General features: G+C 51.7%; 16 protein-coding genes. 7 read left to right on the forward strand and 9 right to left on the reverse strand.

The genetic code is table 11. From position 1 onward, the window contains the following. Positions 1-53: 53 nt before the first annotated feature. The 3 genes from yrbN (at position 54) to mtr (ending at position 3,519) form a co-directional block, all read left to right on the forward strand. Positions 54-131 carry a protein YrbN gene (gene yrbN / locus MNO13_RS02565; protein WP_110510645.1) on the forward strand — a complete coding sequence of 26 codons (78 nt, stop codon included), beginning with the start codon at positions 54-56 and terminating at the stop codon, positions 129-131. Continuing rightward, the gene (locus tag MNO13_RS02570) at positions 124-2,115 is read left to right on the forward strand and encodes a DEAD/DEAH family ATP-dependent RNA helicase (RefSeq protein WP_064543165.1); all 1,992 of its coding nucleotides are present in this window, start codon (positions 124-126) and stop codon (positions 2,113-2,115) included. Before yrbN ends, MNO13_RS02570 begins: the two co-directional genes overlap by 8 nt. A gap of 159 nt (positions 2,116-2,274) precedes the next feature. After that, positions 2,275-3,519 (forward strand): tryptophan permease, encoded by a 1,245-nt coding sequence (gene mtr, locus MNO13_RS02575; protein WP_133522278.1) that lies wholly within the window; start codon positions 2,275-2,277, stop codon positions 3,517-3,519. Between the two features lie 728 nt (positions 3,520-4,247). Here mtr and MNO13_RS02580 read toward each other — a convergent pair. The 3 genes from MNO13_RS02580 to ubiU form a co-directional block, all read right to left on the reverse strand. Then, a complete protein-coding gene (locus tag MNO13_RS02580; protein ID WP_237931852.1) occupies positions 4,248-5,258 on the reverse strand; it encodes a luciferase-like monooxygenase in 1,011 nt (336 codons plus the stop codon). 93 nt (positions 5,259-5,351) lie between these two features. After that, positions 5,352-6,236, reverse strand: coding sequence for a U32 family peptidase (locus MNO13_RS02585; RefSeq protein WP_121814819.1), 885 nt, complete (start codon positions 6,234-6,236; stop codon positions 5,352-5,354). Between the two features lie 8 nt (positions 6,237-6,244). Next, positions 6,245-7,240, reverse strand: coding sequence for a ubiquinone anaerobic biosynthesis protein UbiU (gene ubiU, locus MNO13_RS02590; protein WP_064543176.1), 996 nt, complete (start codon positions 7,238-7,240; stop codon positions 6,245-6,247). 258 nt (positions 7,241-7,498) lie between these two features. Here ubiU and ubiT point away from each other — a divergent pair, with 258 nt between their 5' ends. Then, the gene (gene ubiT / locus MNO13_RS02595) at positions 7,499-8,023 is read left to right on the forward strand and encodes a ubiquinone anaerobic biosynthesis accessory factor UbiT (RefSeq protein ID WP_064543178.1); all 525 of its coding nucleotides are present in this window, start codon (positions 7,499-7,501) and stop codon (positions 8,021-8,023) included. Further along, on the forward strand, positions 8,017-8,523 hold the full coding sequence (locus MNO13_RS02600; protein ID WP_064543180.1) for a GNAT family N-acetyltransferase: 507 nt from the start codon (positions 8,017-8,019) through the stop codon (positions 8,521-8,523). The genes ubiT and MNO13_RS02600 overlap by 7 nt, the downstream gene beginning before the upstream one ends. Here the strand turns inward: MNO13_RS02600 and MNO13_RS02605 are convergent. Then, complete coding sequence (locus MNO13_RS02605) at positions 8,507-8,815, reverse strand: GIY-YIG nuclease family protein (protein ID WP_232886461.1); 309 nt, start codon at positions 8,813-8,815, stop codon at positions 8,507-8,509. The two genes, MNO13_RS02600 and MNO13_RS02605, sit on opposite strands and share 17 nt — an antisense overlap. Positions 8,816-8,868: 53 nt before the next feature. Here MNO13_RS02605 and MNO13_RS02610 point away from each other — a divergent pair, with 53 nt between their 5' ends. Together MNO13_RS02610 and MNO13_RS02615 are read left to right on the forward strand one after the other, a co-directional pair. Further along, complete coding sequence (locus MNO13_RS02610; protein WP_121814820.1) at positions 8,869-9,312, forward strand: YhbP family protein; 444 nt, start codon at positions 8,869-8,871, stop codon at positions 9,310-9,312. A 15-nt stretch (positions 9,313-9,327) separates the two neighbouring features. Further along, positions 9,328-9,969: an NAD(P)H-binding protein gene (locus MNO13_RS02615; RefSeq protein ID WP_241939490.1), complete on the forward strand. Its 642-nt coding sequence runs from the start codon at positions 9,328-9,330 to the stop codon at positions 9,967-9,969. 95 nt (positions 9,970-10,064) lie between these two features. Here MNO13_RS02615 and nrdG read toward each other — a convergent pair whose 3' ends face one another. From nrdG to treR, 5 genes are all read right to left on the reverse strand, one after another. After that, positions 10,065-10,529, reverse strand: a complete 465-nt coding sequence (gene nrdG, locus MNO13_RS02620; protein WP_241939491.1) for an anaerobic ribonucleoside-triphosphate reductase-activating protein — start codon at positions 10,527-10,529, stop codon at positions 10,065-10,067. Further along, positions 10,530-12,665, reverse strand: a complete 2,136-nt coding sequence (gene nrdD / locus MNO13_RS02625; protein WP_241939492.1) for an anaerobic ribonucleoside-triphosphate reductase — start codon at positions 12,663-12,665, stop codon at positions 10,530-10,532. 348 nt (positions 12,666-13,013) lie between these two features. After that, positions 13,014-14,672: an alpha,alpha-phosphotrehalase gene (treC, locus tag MNO13_RS02630; RefSeq protein ID WP_133522274.1), complete on the reverse strand. Its 1,659-nt coding sequence runs from the start codon at positions 14,670-14,672 to the stop codon at positions 13,014-13,016. A 130-nt stretch (positions 14,673-14,802) separates the two neighbouring features. Continuing rightward, positions 14,803-16,221 carry a PTS trehalose transporter subunit IIBC gene (gene treB, locus MNO13_RS02635; RefSeq protein WP_064543193.1) on the reverse strand — a complete coding sequence of 473 codons (1,419 nt, stop codon included), beginning with the start codon at positions 16,219-16,221 and terminating at the stop codon, positions 14,803-14,805. A 122-nt stretch (positions 16,222-16,343) separates the two neighbouring features. Beyond that, the gene (gene treR, locus MNO13_RS02640; protein WP_133522273.1) at positions 16,344-17,291 is read right to left on the reverse strand and encodes a trehalose operon repressor TreR; all 948 of its coding nucleotides are present in this window, start codon (positions 17,289-17,291) and stop codon (positions 16,344-16,346) included. Positions 17,292-17,450: the final 159 nt, after the last annotated feature.

Raw genomic sequence — 17,450 nt, forward strand, 5'->3', positions numbered from 1 at the left:
GAGGGCGTTTTTGTTCGTTAATCAACCAAATTTGAGCCGGTTCACACTTTTCAATGAAAATTGCAGGTCAATTTCACGATGAGTTATGTAGACTGGCCGCCATCTACGAGGCACGTGTACTACATGACTGACATCATCGAGACTACTACTATCGAAACTACTTTTTCTGATCTGGGTCTTAACGACTCCATCCTTAAAGCCCTGAACGATCTGGGTTACGAAAAACCATCTCCAATCCAGGCAGAGTGTATTCCACAGCTGCTGGCTGGCCGCGATGTACTGGGTATGGCCCAGACGGGTAGCGGCAAAACTGCAGCGTTCTCTTTACCGCTGCTGCACAACCTTGATCCAGAGCTGAAAGCACCACAAATCCTGGTGCTGGCACCGACCCGCGAACTGGCGGTTCAGGTTGCTGAAGCCATGACGGATTTCTCTAAACATATGCACGGCGTAAACGTGGTAGCCCTTTACGGTGGCCAGCGTTATGACGTGCAGCTGCGCGCCCTGCGTCAGGGACCACAAATTGTTGTTGGTACCCCAGGTCGTCTGCTTGACCACTTAAAACGCGGTACGCTGAATCTGTCCAACCTGAAAGGTCTGGTACTGGACGAAGCTGATGAAATGTTGCGTATGGGCTTCATCGAAGACGTTGAAACCATCATGGCGCAGATCCCAGAAGGTCATCAGACCGCTCTGTTCTCTGCAACTATGCCAGAAGCAATTCGTCGTATTACTCGTCGCTTCATGAAAGATCCGCAGGAAGTTCGCATTCAATCTAGCGTAACGACTCGCCCGGACATCAGCCAGAGCTACTGGACTGTGCACGGTATGCGTAAAAATGAAGCGCTGGTTCGCTTCCTGGAATCTGAAGATTTTGATGCGGCGATCATTTTCGTACGTACCAAAAACGCGACTCTGGAAGTGGCTGAAGCACTGGAACAAAGCGGCTATAACAGCGCAGCACTGAACGGTGACATGAACCAGGCACTGCGTGAGCAAACCCTGGAGCGTCTGAAAGACGGTCGTCTGGACATCCTGATTGCAACCGACGTTGCGGCTCGTGGCCTGGACGTTGAGCGTATCAGCCTGGTTGTTAACTATGACATCCCGATGGACTCAGAGTCTTACGTTCACCGTATCGGCCGTACTGGTCGTGCAGGTCGTGCTGGCCGTGCGCTGCTGTTCGTTGAGAACCGCGAGCGTCGTCTGCTGCGCAACATCGAACGCACCATGAAGCTGACTATTCCTGAAGTTGAACTGCCAAACCGTGAACTGCTGAGCGAGCGTCGCCTGGCTAAGTTTGCCGCTAAAGTTCAGCAGCAACTGGAAAGCAGCGATCTGGATCTGTACCGTGGCCTGCTGGCGAAAATCCAACCTTCTGCTGAATCAGAAGAAGCGCTGGATATGGAAACACTGGCAGCAGCGTTGCTGAAAATGGCACAGGGCGAACGTCCTCTGATCCTGCCACCAGATGCACCAATGCGTCCACGTCGTGAATTCCGTGAACGTGATGAGCGTTTCGAACGTTCAGACCGTGCTCCACGTGGTGACCGTGGTGATCGTGCACCACGCGGTGACCGTCCAGAGCGTTCAGATCGTCCACAGCGTGATGGCGATGCACCACGTCGTGAACGTCGTGACGTTGGCGATATGGAACTGTATCGCATCGAAGTTGGCCGTGATGATGGTGTTGAAGTTCGTCATATCGTTGGCGCTATCGCTAACGAAGGCGATATCAGCAGCCGTTACATTGGTAACATCAAGCTGTTCGGTACCCACTCAACCATCGAGCTGCCAAAAGGCATGCCAGGTGAGATCCTGCAGCACTTTACCCGCACTCGTATTCTGAACAAACCAATGAATATGCAGTTGATGGGTGATGCACAGCCACGTACTGACCGTGGCGGTGAACGTCGTGGCGGCGGTGCTGGTGCAGGCGCAGGCCGTAGCTTCGGTGGTGGTGGTGAGCGTCGTGAAGGCGGTCGTGGTCCACGTCGTGACGGTCCAGGTGCTGGCGCACCACGTAGCTTCAGCGGCGAACGTCGCGAAGGCGGTCGTGGCCCACGTCGTGAAGACGGTGCAGCTCCTGCTCGTCGTCGTACCACAGAAGCATAATTGACAGAAGTTTATGCCTGCTGTTAATCAGCAGGCAGTGATAAAAATCCTGGTTAATGCAACCGGGATTTTTTTTATCCAAATTGTACTCATGTACTGGTACAATGTTGCGCAGTAAACCTGTCGCTTCGACAGCCGTTCAATGTTTCAGGAATTCGTATGGCAACCTTATCGACCACCCAGGTATCGCCGTCTATTTTCGGCGGAGTCATGATTATTGGCGGCACCATTATTGGTGCCGGAATGTTTTCCCTGCCGGTGGTGATGTCAGGCGCGTGGTTTTTCTGGTCTTTAGCGGCACTGATTGTGACGTGGTTTTGTATGTTGCACTCTGGTTTGATGATTCTGGAAGCGAACCTGAATTACCGTGTGGGTTCAAGTTTTGACACCGTCACCAAAGACTTACTGGGCAAAGGCTGGAATCTGATTAACGGTCTGTCCATCGCATTTGTGCTGTATATCCTGACCTACGCCTATATCTCGGCAAGCGGCTCAGTGATTCATCACACGCTGGGAAAAATGTCCGTCGATTTCCCCGCGAGATTTGCCGGGCTAATCTTTGCCCTGGTAGTGGCGTTTATTGTCTGGTTGAGTACGCGCGCAGTTAGCCGCATGACGACGATTGTGCTCGGTGCCAAAATCCTGACCTTTTTTATGACGTTTGGCGGCCTGATGTGGCATGTCGAACCCGCAACACTTCTTGATAGCAAAGCAGTCAACCCAAGCTATTTACCGTATCTGTTTATGACGCTGCCATTTTGCCTCGCCTCATTTGGTTACCACGGCAATGTACCGAGCCTGATGAAGTATTACGGTAAAGATCCCCAAACCATCAAGCGTTGCCTGGTCTGGGGAACACTGATGGCGCTGGGGCTGTATATCATTTGGTTGGTTGGCAGTATGGGAAATATTCCGCGCAACGACTTTATCGCCATTGCAGATAAAGGCGGGAATATTGATGTGTTGGTCAGCGCGTTGAGTGGCGTACTGAACAGCCGCGCACTGGATTTATTGCTGATTGTGTTCTCCAATTTCGCCGTTGCCAGTTCGTTCCTGGGCGTGACGTTGGGTTTATTCGATTATCTGGCCGATTTATTTAAGTTCGATGACTCACCTGTTGGTCGCCTGAAAACCGCGTTGGTGACATTTATTCCGCCAATGTTGGGGGGATTTATCTGGCCTGACGGGTTTATCTACGCGATTGGTTTTGCGGGGCTGGCAGCCACTATCTGGGCAGCAATCGTTCCGGCGCTGTTGGCTAAAGCTTCACGTAAGAAATTCGGCAGCCCAATATATCGGGTATGGGGCGGGAACAAAATGATCGTGCTGGTTCTTGTCTTTGGCGTAACTAACGCCGCGATTCATATTCTTTCAAGTTTCGATCTACTGCCGGTTTATCATTGAATTCTCGATCTTCACCCTCTTCCTGAGGGCGAGGGGATTGATTGGTTTCTCCCTCTCCCTTTGGGCTGTCTCTTAGTCACATCTTTGTGAGACGGGAGGCAGTTCCGTTCACCCGATGTTCAGTGTTTCATATAGCCACTGAACTGGTGAACGTCTTAGGGTGACCACCGTCGTCACCCTAAGAACCCGGACTCCCGGCAAATAAATCGCCGCAAGCGGTAAACCTCCATTTTGCCTCCGTGTCAGGGTCGGTTGCGATTCGTTCCCGACGATCGCGCCCTCCAGCCGTTCCCGACGGCTGGACCCTGCCACCTGGAGTCAAAATGGAGGCGATTTAAGCCGGACCCGAAATTCAAAGTCAAAAGCCAGAGCGGTTTTGACCTTGTCCCCGGCTTCAATCGCGCCGTTTTTTACCCTTCAGTCGGGGTCACGTGGCCGGGAGCCACGTGAGAGAGCGATCGTCGGGAACGAATCGCGAACGACCCCGAATGTTGGGTGAAAAACGGTGTTTACCGCTTTAGCGGCGATTGATTTGCCGGGCGCCTGGATTATCAAGGGGTTGGCGTTAACCCCTTGATACGTTTACCGTTTTCGGGAATTAAAGAGATAACAGAACGCACAGGTGAACGGAAAATCAACGAGGCTTACAGGTCTCACCCTGACAAAATGCCCGGGTGAGTTGTGTATAAGAGACAGCCCTTTGGGAGAGGGCCGGGGTGAGGGGAAGGTTAGTCCGTCAGGCTCTCATGCACATCCATTGCCAAATCAAATGAATGTAACCGCGCTTCGGTATCAAAAATCTGACCGTTAACCATAATCTCATCGGCCTGGGTTTCTCGTAGTAACGAAATCAACCCATGGCGCACTTTCGCTTTATCACCCACCAGTGACATGCTCAGCGCTTGCTGCACACCATACTTCTCTGCCGGACTCCAGAAACTATCCATGCTTTCAATCGGTGGTGGCAGCTGGCCGGTTTCGCCACGGCGTAATTTAACGAAGGCCTGCTGCATCGATGTAAACAGGAATTCGGCATCGCGGTTACTGTCGGCGGCGACGATATTAATACATACCATCGCATACGGTTTTTCAAGACGAGCAGAGGGTTTGAACTGGGCGCGATAAAGTTGCAGAGCCTGGAACAACATATCTGGCGCAAAGTGCGAAGCAAAGGCAAATGGCAGCCCAAGTTGTGCCGCGAGTTGGGCGCTGTACAAGCTGGAGCCTAACAACCAGACCGGAATTTTAGCGTTGTAACCCGGAACCGGGCGCACCGCTGGATTGGGATCGGTTGCATCAAACCAGGAGACCAACTCACTGACATCGCGCGGGAAGTTATCGATATCACCACTCATATGGCGGCGCAGCGCCATCATGGTTCGTTGATCGCTACCAGGTGCGCGGCCTAAACCCAAGTCAATACGCCCAGGATAAAGAGTTTCCAGCGTACCAAATTGTTCGGCAATCACTAAAGGTGAATGGTTCGGCAGCATCACGCCACCGGAACCCAGGCGTAATGTTTCGGTATTCGCCGCCAGATAACCAATCAGTACCGACGTTGCCGCACTGGCAATCCCAGTCATATTGTGGTGTTCAGCCAGCCAGTAGCGGTGATAGCCACGTTTTTCGGCCAGGCGCGCTAAATCCAGAGAACGATGAAATGCGTCACGAGGCTCGGAGCCTTGTGGAATAGGGGCTAGATCGAGTAAAGAGAACGGGACTTTTGTGATGTCAGGCATAACGGCTCACTTTGTTTGGGTACTACGTTTGCTGATAATCTCTTCAGTATTGCTGAAAATCATCAACATTTAAGTAACAAAGTGAGCCTTTTCTCAGCTCTGAGTGACTAACTCTAAGCCTGCGACGCGCCGCCAGTAGCCATTACAATCGCTTTGCTGTGCCAGAGTTAAAGGCGCATTGCCGTTCTCATTTTTTCGGAATGCTTCCAGCACGCGCAGGGTATCCATGCCCATTGGCGATAAACGCACCATGTCGACCAGGCCTTTCATTGATGCCAGTTCGTTACCGAGGTTGTAAACATAACCGCTCATGGTTTGAATGCCGTTAAGCACAAACACTTGCTGATTTTCCTGTGAAAGCATGTTGCGCCCGACAGGATATTTAATGCAGCAGGTTTCGCATTCATCTTTCGGTTTGTCTTCTGAACGAGCGGTAAAACAACGGGCAGAGTAGGCCAGTGGCAAGTGCCCGTAACTGAGGACTTCAACTTCAAACTTGTTGCGGATGCCCAACTCATCGCACTGAATCAACATGTTTTTCAGCCAATCTCGCGACAGCTCAACGGGCATACACCAGCGAACCATGCCTTGTTTGAGCAGCAAGCGTAGCGTCACTGCGTTGTAACAGTTAAGCGCATGCCCGGCGACAAATGGCAGCTTGCGTTCTGCCGCCATGTTCACGGCACCAAGGTCATTGGCTTCAATCAGGAACTCGCCATTCTCAACATAGCGTTTTAGCTCGTTCAACTCAGACGGAGCTTGAACCAGTGCCAAAGTAGAGAGCACCACTTGCTTGCCCTGGCTTGCCAGGCTTTTCGCCATATCCAGCCATTCACCCGTTTTTGTAGCACGACGTTTGCTGCATACCGACTCACCAAGATAAATAGTTTCAGCACTGCTTTTTGCCGCAGCCTGGTAAAATTTTTCCAGCGTCTCTTTTGGCCAATAATACAACACTGGCCCTAATGAATATTTCATGGGATTTCCTACTGCCATTTACGGTGATAGGCACCGAGAGTGGTTTGTGTGCCTTCGGCCATCGCCCCTAATGCTTCCATCCATGCCGGTTGTGCACGGTAATTTTCAGGATCGGCCATGCAGCGGTCGATTGCCTGACGCCACACTTTAGCGACCTGGCTGACATACGCCGGGCTACGTTGGCGACCTTCGATTTTCACGGATGCAATATTTGCGGCGAGTAATTCAGGCAGCAGCTCAAGCGTGTTCAGGCTGGTTGGCTCTTCTAGCGCGTGATATTTCTGATCATCAACCAGATAGCGCCCTTTACAAAGCGTCGGGTAACCGGCGTTTTCGCCATCCTGGTAACGGTCAATCAACACATCATTGAGGCGTGATTCCAGACCTTGTGGCGTTTGTTGCCAACGAACAAAGCGCGCAGGAGAGCATGCGCCCACCGTATTTGGCGACTCGCCAGTCAGATAAGAAGAAAGATAACAGCGACCTTCCGCCATGATGCACAGGCTACCGAAAGCGAAAACCTCCAGTGGCACCGGTGTCACGCGGGCTAACTGCTTTACCTGATGAATGGATAACACACGCGGCAGAACGACACGAGCCACGTCGAAATGACGATGATAAAAACGAATCGCTTCTTCGTTGGTGGCGGAAGCTTGTACTGAAACATGGCGTTCGATATGCGGATAACGCTCAGCCGCGTATTCAAGCATAGCGAGGTCAGCCAAAATGAGGGCATCGGCTCCGAGTTGCGCTGCCATATCCACTGCTCGTTGCCAGCGCACGTAGCCGTCAGGGTGCGCGAACGTATTGATAGCGATATGGAGCTTACGGCGATGTTGATGCACGTAACTTACCGCTTCTTGCAGTTTCTTCTCCGTGAAATTCAGTCCAGCAAAATGGCGTGCGTTGGTATCATCTTTAAGACCAATGTAAACCGCGTCGGCACCATTATCGATGGCCGCTTTCAACGCCGGTAAGTTTCCGGCTGGGCAAAGCAACTCCATAATTTATCCTGAATCATCGGGAAACCTCAGAGGTGACCCGTGCAGCCCAAGGCAAGGGCCGCAAAATTGTTAACGAACTGGGATTTTAGTTAACCCGACAGCGACAAATTTTGATTTAAGGCAGCTAATGGCGTATTGATCGCTTATTGATGTGACCTATAAGTCGTCTTGATAACCCGCGTAATTGTTGATTTGCACCGCTACGGAGAATAGTTGGTGTGGCAAAATAGCGGATAAATTTCTCAAGGAGTAAAGCTCGTGTTGGATAAATTGCGTTCACGCCTGGTCCATCTTGGCCCGTCACTGTTAAGAACACCGGTTAAACTCACGCCCTTTGCTCTAAAGCGCCAGGTGCTAGAGCAGGTACTTGGCTGGCAGTTTCGTCAGGCGATGGAAGAGGGTGAGCTAGAATTTCTTGAGGGACGCTGGTTAAGTATTGAAGTACGCGACCTCGATCTGAAGTGGTTTACTTCGGTACAAGATAATAAACTGGTAGTGCGTGAAGATGCCCCAGCAGATGTCAGCTTCAGTGCAACCGCCAACGATCTGTTGATGATCGCAGCCCGCAAGCAAGATCCGGATACCTTGTTTTTCCAGCGCCGTTTGGTCATTGAAGGCGACACTGAACTTGGGCTATATGTTAAAAACCTAATGGATGCCATTGAGCTGGATGCGATGCCTAAACCATTACGCATGCTGCTGCTACAACTGGCTGATTTTGTCGAAGCAGGTATGAAATATCAGTCTGCTCCAGAAAGTAACTCGGTAGGTGAGCCATGCTAATTCGTGTAGAAATACCCATTGATGCTCCGGGCATCGACGCCTTACTTCGCCGTTCTTTTAAAGGTGATGGTGAAGCCGATTTGGTCAAAGATTTACGAGAAGACGGCCTGCTAACGCTTGGCGTTGTTGCCACTGATGACGAAGGTCAGGTTGTGGGTTACGCCGCTTTCAGTCCTGTCGCCGTAGAAGGTGAAGAGCTGCAATGGGTGGGGCTTGCGCCGCTTGCCGTTGATGAAGCTTACCGTGGGCAGGGCCTGGCGAAGCAACTGGTTTACGAAGGACTGGATTCGCTCAATGAGTTTGGTTACGCAGCCGTTGTGACTTTAGGTGAGCCGGAACTCTACAGCCGCTTTGGTTTTGTTCCTGCCGCTCAATACGGCTTACGCTGTGCCTGGCCAGACACCGAAGCTTATTTCCTGATCCATCCGTTAGCTGACGATGCGCTGACTGGTGTTTCAGGACTGGTGGAATACCACGAGCATTTCAACCGGGAGTTTTAATTTCCGGAGCCTTTTGAAGATCTGCCAGCAGGTCTTCAAAAGGCAGTATCCCCTTTACCAACATCTCTTTGCTCGCTTTCGGTAGTTGTTTGATGCGATATTCCAGGCGTAACGCACTGGAACGATCGCCCACCAAATGGCTGAATGCCAGTGTAAGTTCGCCTTTCCCGCGCAGCGCTTTCGCCCCTTTCCCTGTTTGATGCTGTGAGAAACGGCGCTCCACATTAGTGGTAATGCCCGTATATAAACGGTTATCGAGAGTGCGGACTAAATAGAGATACCAGGGAGACATAGGTCAGGCGCATAATTGACATTTCCCGCAGAATATCACTCTTCAGGTTACACATGGAAACTCTCAATGCCATCAGTCGTTGGCTGAACAAACAGCATGTACTGACTTACTGCGCAGGTAGTCACGGCGATTTATGGTGCGCGAATGCGTTCTACCTCTTTGATGAACAACGGGTGGCTTTTTATCTGCTCAGTGAATCCCATACCCGTCACGGTGAGTTAATTGGCCAGCAGGCCCATGTCGCCGGAACCGTCAATGGGCAGCCGAAAACTGTCGCATTAATTCGTGGTGTGCAGTTCCGAGGTGAAATCAAATTAGTAGAAGAAGGCGAAGTGGACAGTATCCGCAGCCGTTACTGTAAGCGCTTCCCGGTTGCCCGAATGATGTCTGCACCGGTATGGGAACTTCGGCTTGATGAAATAAAAATGACCGACAACACGCTCGGTTTTGGAAAAAAACTACACTGGCTGCGGGATGAAACTAAGCTTGGTGAATAAGCGAAAGGAGAACTTATGAGCCGGGTTTTGCTAACAGGGGCCACAGGTCTCATTGGTGGACATCTATTACGCATGTTGATCAATGCGCCGCAAGTCAGCCACATCATTGTGGCGACAAGGCGTCCCTTGCCTGCGATGAACAACGTCACCAATCCCTACGATCCTCAGTTGAGTGACGCACTCACACAATTAACCGAGCCGCTTGATACGGTCTTTTGTTGTCTCGGTACCACTATGAAAGAAGCGGGTAGCAAAGAGGCTTTTGTATTAGCGGATTACACGCTAGTGGTGGATACCGCGATAACCGGCTTGCGTCTGGGGGCAAAACATATGCTGGTGGTCAGCGCTATCGGTGCAAACAGCAAATCTCCGTTCTTCTACAACCGGGTGAAAGGGGAAATGGAAGAGGCGCTTATCGCGCAGAACTGGCCACGTTTAACCATTGCTCGCCCGTCTATGCTGCTTGGGCATCGTGAATCACAACGCTTTAATGAATCGCTGTTGGCGCCGTTGTTTAAAATCATGCCGGGGAAATGGAAATCCATTGAAGCGCGGGATGTGGCAAAGACGATGTTGCGAGAAGCGCTGGCTCCCTCTCGCGAAGGCGTGAACATTCTGGATTCACATGACCTCAGATTGCTGGCAAAGGGTGATTAACGTGTTTTTGTAGGGTGGATAAGCGTTTTAGCGTCATCCACCATTTGCATCAGTGGTGCCGGATGACGCTGCGCTTATCCGACCTACGAGGGGCTTTATCGTAAATGATGCACAACCTGGTTGCTGCTGCCGCGCCAGACAAGCGACGGGTCTTTGAGATCCTGAACAAATTTACCGTCGATCAGCACATTGATTAAATCAACAACTTCACGTTGAGCTTCGGTTAATTCTTCAAGCCTATAGCCCGTCCACATCCAGATATCTTTGCCGGGACATTCCGTTTTCACTCGTTGCACCAGTTTCAGCACATCCGCGATGTTTTGCGGATGAAGCGGATCGCCGCCCGAAAGCGACAACCCCTGACGGCGGATACGCGTGTCGTTCAGATCGGTAATAATCCTGTCTTCCATCTCCTGCGTGAACGGCACACCGGAATTCACCCGCCATGTGCTTTTGTTATAACAGCCTGCGCACTCATGCACGCAGCCTGAAACAAACAGTGTGCAGCGGGTACCCGGCCCGTTGACGATGTCGACCGGGTAATACTGGTGCATGTTCACTTAGCCGATCTGCCCGTTGCCGAGGTGCTTCACGCGGCGCTTCACTTCTTCTTGCTTGCCGGCGTTAAACGGGCGAGCATCCGGGCTGCCGAGGTAACCGCAAACGCGGCGCGTTACCGAGACGCGAGCGGCGTCGTGGTTACCACATTTCGGGCAGGTGAAGCCTTTGCTGGTGCATTCAAACTCACCGGTAAAACCACACTCGTAGCATTCATCGATGGGGGTGTTGGTGCCGTAATACGGAACGTGTTGGTAGCTGTAATCCCAGACATCTTCCAGCGCTTGCAAATTGTGCTGAATATTTGGGTATTCGCCGTAACAGATGAAACCGCCGTTTGCCACAGGTGGATACGCTGCTTCAAAGTCGATTTTGTCGTAAGGGTTAACTTTCTTCTCAACATCTAAGTGGAAGCTGTTGGTGTAGTAACCTTTATCCGTCACGCCAGCAACCACGCCAAACTCAGCGGTATCAAGACGGCAGAAGCGGTCGCACAGGTTTTCACTTGGCGTGCTGTAAAGGCTGAAACCGTAGCCGGTTTCTTCTTTCCATGTGTCAGTTGCCTGGCGCAGACGCTCAACAATTGCCACGGCTTTCGCACGCAGTTCTTCGCTGTCGTAAACGTGCTGATTACCAAACAGCGCATTCACCGTTTCGTGGATGCCGATGTAACCCAGGGAAATCGACGCACGGCCATTTTTGAAAATCTCAGAAACGTCGTCGTCGGCTTTCAGGCGCACACCGCAAGCCCCTTCCATATACAGGATTGGCGCAACGCGAGCTTTCACTCCTTCCAGCCGTGCGATACGCGTCATCAGGGCTTTAAAAGCCAGCTCCAGGCGGCTTTCGAGCAGCGTCCAGAACGTGGCTTCATCGCCTTTTGCTTCCAGCGCAATACGCGGCAAGTTCAGGCTGATCACGCCGATGTTATTACGGCCATCGTGAATCTGTTCGCCGTTCTCTTCATATACGCTAAGGAAACTACGGCAGCCCATTGGTGTTTTGAACGAGCCGGTCACTTTCACGACCTGGTCATAGTTCAGGATATCCGGGTACATGCGCTTGCTGGCGCACTCCAGAGCCAACTGTTTAATGTCATAGTTTGCATCGCCAGCCTTGTGGTTCAGACCCTCTTTGATAGCAAATACCAGTTTCGGGAACACCGCCGTTTTGCGGTTTTTGCCCAGACCTGCGATGCGATTACGCAGAATAGATTTCTGAATCAGACGTGATTCCCAACTAGTTCCCAGGCCAAAACCAAAGGTGACAAACGGCGTCTGACCATTGGCTGTATGCAGCGTATTCACTTCATATTCCAGGGACTGGAAGGCGTCATAACACTCTTTCTCAGTACGGGAAAGCGCATAACCTTCGGCATCCGGGATCTGCCATTCTTCGGCGGTTTCACGGTGTTTTTCAAAGCTTGCGGTGACAAATGGCGCCAGCACTTCGTCAATACGGTTAATCGTGGTGCCGCCGTAAATATGGCTGGCAACCTGAGCAATAATTTGCGCAGTCACTGCTGTGGCGGTAGAGATGGATTTTGGTGGCTCGATTTCCGCATTACCCATCTTAAAGCCGTGCGTCAGCATGCCTTTGAGATCGATAAGCATGCAGTTAAACATCGGGAAGAACGGGGAGTAATCCAGATCGTGATAGTGAATATCGCCACGCTCGTGGGCCAGTACCACATCACGCGGTAACAAATGCTGTGAGGCGTAGTGTTTAGCCACGATCCCAGCTAACAGGTCGCGCTGTGTCGGGATAACCTTGCTGTCTTTATTCGCATTTTCGTTGAGCAAGGCGGAGTTAGTTTGTTCAACCAGACCGCGGATCTCCTGGTTTAAGCGGCCACGTTTTTCGCGCTCAATATCACGGTCATGACGATATTCGATATAAGCACGCGCCAGTTGCTTGTAGTCACCAGCCATTAGCTGATTTTCCACGGCAGTCTGGATTTCACCGATATCAACCTGAGTGCGGCCTTCCATTTGCGCACGAACAATATCTGCGACGGTGGCGCAATAGTCTGCGTCATCGACTCCCGCTGCTTTAGCTGCACGAAGAATAGCTTCTTTAATGCGCTCTGAAGTGAAAGGCACTTTGCACCCGTCTCTTTTCATCACATGCGGTGTCATGATCTCTCCATTCTAAAAAGGTTATCCACAAAGGATTGAAATTGTTCGCAAGCCGAAATTTGCTCGCGTTGCCATAGGCTTTATGATTTTGAGCCGATGTTTATCCACAGATAATCCCCTGAATCCTCTGTGGTACTTGTTGCTATAATAGTCGAAAAATACAATATGTGGGGTCGGGGCGCATTTTAAGGTCTATATGTAGTGCTTTGCATCAAAGATGTTTGCGATTTTATTGATGCAGAACAAAGTAAATCGGTAGTAGTAGGAAGGATGGGCTACGCGGAGAAGACCTAAAATTTTGGCAGAGAGATCTCCCTCAATTATTAGGGAGATCCTTCCTGGTGGAAATTAACACTGCAACCAATAAACCGCCTCAAATGGCCGTAAGCTGATCTCGCCAGGTTTCCCCGCTGCATCAGCGTAGTTGCTCATCAGTACATCCCAGTCGCCTTCAAAGGCTTCCGGCATCCACCATTGATTTTCACGGCTGAGGTTCGCCGCAACCACCAGTGTTTGCCCTTGCCATTCACGGCGGTAACACCACAAATACGGATGCTCAGGCAGCAGATCCTGATAACTACCCCAGGTGAAAACAGGGGTGGCTTTACGCAGTTTGATGAGGCGTTGGTAGGCATAAAATACTGAATCTGCATCGTCAACCGCTGCTCTGGCATTGATGGTCTGATAGTTATCGCACAGGTTGATCCACGGCGTTCCGGTGGTAAATCCTGCGTTTTCGCCATCGTCCCATTGCATCGGCGTACGGCTGTTATCGCGCGATTTACTGGCGAGGATCGCCAGCAGATTGTCACTCTCGCGGCCCTGGGCGCGCAACTCGGCATACATGTTGTGGCTTTCGACATCACGGTAATCAATGATGCGTTTGAAGTGCGGGTTGGTCATCCCCAACTCTTCGCCCTGATAGATATACGGCGTGCCCTGCATGCCATGTAGCACCATCGCCAGCATTTTGGCTGCCGGCACACGCAGCTCGCCTTCGTCACCAAAGCGCGACACAATGCGCGGCTGGTCGTGGTTACACCAGAACAACGCATTCCACGCTACGTTGTGCATGCCTTGTTGCCAGTGGCTGAAAATCGCTTTCAGTGCGATGTAATCAGGGGCTGCCAGCGCCCATTTTTGCCCGTCCGGATAATCCACTTTCAGGTGATGGAAGTTGAACGTCATCGACAGCTCATTGCTGTTGAGTGCGGCATATTGCTGGCAGTTATCGAGCGTGGTGGAGGACATTTCGCCCACCGTCATTAACTCGCGTGGTACAAACACATCGCGGCTTAATTCTTGCAGATATTCGTGGATGCGCGGCCCGTCGGTGTAAAAACGACGTCCATCACCGCCTTCAATATCCGCCGGGAAATCCTGATCCTTGGAAACCAGGTTGATCACATCAAGACGCAAACCATCTACGCCACGGTCGGCCCAGAATTCGCAGACCTTTTTCAGTTCAGCGCGAACTTGCGGGTTTTCCCAGTTGAGATCCGCCTGCTCCGGCGCAAACAGGTGCAGATAATACTGGCCGCTCTCTGCGTGCCAGCGCCAGGCGTTACCACCGAATTTAGAGCGCCAGTTGTTGGGTAAAACGTCTGGCGTACCGTCGCGCCAGATATAAAACTCGCGGTACGGGCTCTCTTTGTTCAGCGATTCGTGGAACCATGCATGTTGCGTGGAAGTATGGTTAAACACCATATCCAGAACGACGCGGATACCGCGCTCGTGGGCGCCTGCAACCAGTAAATCAAAGTCATCCAGCGTGCCGTAGGTATGATCGATGGCACAGTAGTTCGCCACGTCATAGCCGTTATCGACCTGCGGCGAAACATAAAACGGTGTCAGCCAGATGGCATCCACGCCAAGCAGTTTGAGATAGTCCAGGCGCTTAATTACGCCAATCAAATCACCGGTACCACTGCCAGTCGTGTCCTGGAAACTCTTCGGGTAGATCTGGTAAATGACACCGTGTTGCCACCAGGGAGGAGTTGTATTCATAAATCATTCCTAAAACCAGTGAGGCCAATGTGACCTCTGTTGTCGGATGACGCTAGCGCTTATCCGACCTACGAAAAGCCGTTGTAGGGTGGATAAGCGTTAGCATCATCCACCACCGATTGTGAACCGATTACACCACCAGCAACAAACCTTGACGGTGTTTGCGTTTATACATCACGCTGGTCAATACAATCGGCACGATGACGGCAATCAGAATCGCCAGCGAATACACTTCCCAGTAACGCGGCTGAATGGACAGAATGCCTGGTAAACCACCCACGCCAATCCCGTTTGCCATCACGCCGCTCAGGCCACACAGTAAGCCCGCAAGCCCTGAGCCAATCATTGCGCACAGCATCGGGAAGCGGTATTTCAGGTTGATGCCGTACATCGCCGGTTCGGTCACGCCGAGGTAGGCAGAAATCGCCGCCGGAACTGAAATCTCACGTTCGTTGTGCTTACGGCTGCAAATAATGATGCCAACCACCGCAGATGCCTGAGCAATGTTAGACAGCGCAATCAGCGGCCAAACTGGGGTTCCGCCCATGCTCTGAATCATCTGCATATCGATGGCGAGCGTGGTCTGATGTACACCGGTAATCACCAGCGGCGCGTAAAGGAAGCCAAACAACGCAGCGCCAATCGGCGCAAAACTGCCGGTCATCAGATGGCGAACTGCAAAGGCCACACCGTCACCAATCCAGCGGCCAAACGGGCCGATAAACGCGTGCGCCAGGAACACCGCCAGAATCAGCGAACACACAGGCACTATTACAAGATAGAGGTAATCCGGCACGATGCGTTTCAGACGCGTCTCAATAAAGCCCAAAGCCAGGCCTGCCAACAAAGCTGGAATCACTTGCGCCTGGTAGCCCACTTTCTCGATGGTAAACAGGCCAAAGTTCCACACTTCAGGAATTTTGCTACCCAATTCATAGGCATTCATCAGCTGTGGTGATACCAGCGTGACGCCAAGCACAATCCCAAGGATAGGTGTCCCGCCCATTTTTCGCACGGCTGACCAGCAAATACCGACTGGCAGATAGAAGAAGATTGCCTCGCCAATCAGCCATAAGAAGTCGTAAATCGATTGTAGCGACGGGTGCATTTGCGCCAGCGTCTGCCCGTTGCTCATCGGCAAGTCGCCGATCACATTACGGAAGCCGAGGATTAAACCGCCGCTGATCAATGCCGGTAACAGTGGGAAGAAGATCTCGGCGAAGTGGGAGATCAAACGCTCATGCCATTTCATATTCTGGCGCGCGGCGAGTTTTGCTTGTTCTTTGTCTGAGTTGCTGTGGCCACTTGTGGCGATCAACGCCTGATAGTAATCGCCGACTTCGGGGCCAATCACTACCTGGAACTGCCCGGCATTGGTAAAGCAGCCTTTCACCATCGGTAATTCTTCAATCTGTTTTGGTGATGCAGCGGCTGGGTTATTCAATACAAAACGCAAGCGGGTAATACAATGGCTCACAGTGGCGATGTTGCCACGTCCGCCAACCAGCTCTATCAGCCTGTCTATATCTTGTTGTTTCACTTTGGCCATGATGATGTCCCGAGGTAGTGAGGTGTTATCTGCCAGCAAGGTTATCTTTTAATCTTTTTTACGAAAATGGGAACGTTCCCGAAATAAGGCGACGATCACAATAAACCGTAAAAGAGGGGAGATTACTGTAATGATCCGGGGATAACGATCTGCTGTAGATCGCGGGTTTGGGTGATCTGGCCGATCAGTTGTCTTGCGGCCTGGCGACCGGCTTCGGCGTAACCGGGATCGACGGTAATGATCTCGGGATGGAGGAATTTCATCAGCGGCGTGCTACCGACGCTCGCCAGTTGCAAAGCGCTGTTTTGTTGTTCTTGCAGATATTTACTGGCACCCAAAGCGAGGGTATCGGTGGCGCACAGCAGCGCGGTGGTTTCCGGAGTCAATACTTCGGCCACGTGGTCATAACCTTGTTTCATTGCCAGGCCCGGCAGGACGAAATTCGGTGTTAGCGAGTGGCTTTTACAGAACGCGAGATACGCCTGATGGCGGCGAAAACCGGTAGTGACATCGCTATGGGGAACGCCGAGGAAACTAATCTGGCGGTGGCCTTGCTCATACAGACGAGCCATCAAAATATCGATAGCGCCTTCATCGTCATAACACACCGAAGCAAACCCTTTGGCGTCCCGCGCCATCAGCACCAGCGTCGATTGCCACGGAGCGAGTATTTTCTCATTGATGCCGGTGAAGCCAAACAAAATCACCCCGTCGATATGGCGACGCCTCAGCACGCCTAAATGCTCTTCGACCAGTTTCGGGGAAAACTGGCTTTCCATCATGATCGGATCATAGCCTTGCTCATAGAGCGACGGCAGCAGGGTTTGTACCGCGAGGTTTTCCGATAGCGAATCCAGACGGGTCACAATAATGGCGACCACTTTATCGCTCTGTCCACGCATCGCACGTGCTGACCGGGAAGGGGAAAAACCTTCTTGCTGCATCACCGCTTCCACGCGCTCACGTGTACGCGCACTGACCCCGTTTTCATTATTCAGAACTCGCGAGACAGTGGATTTACCCACACCGCTTAAACGGGCGATGTCTTTGATAGTGAGGCGGCTTTGCATGTGTCGGTTCCTGGCAATCAATTGCTCATTAGAATTAAGGCTAGTCAACGATACCACAACGGAAAAAATCTGGTTTACGTGAGGTTTAGTTTTGTCGGCGTAGAATATCCGCCAGTATCGTAATGACTTTTTCTTTTAACCGGAGGCGACATGGAACCT

Origin of the sequence: Buttiauxella ferragutiae (assembly GCF_022637515.1) — a bacterium.
Classification (GTDB): Bacteria; Pseudomonadota; Gammaproteobacteria; order Enterobacterales; family Enterobacteriaceae; genus Buttiauxella; species Buttiauxella ferragutiae.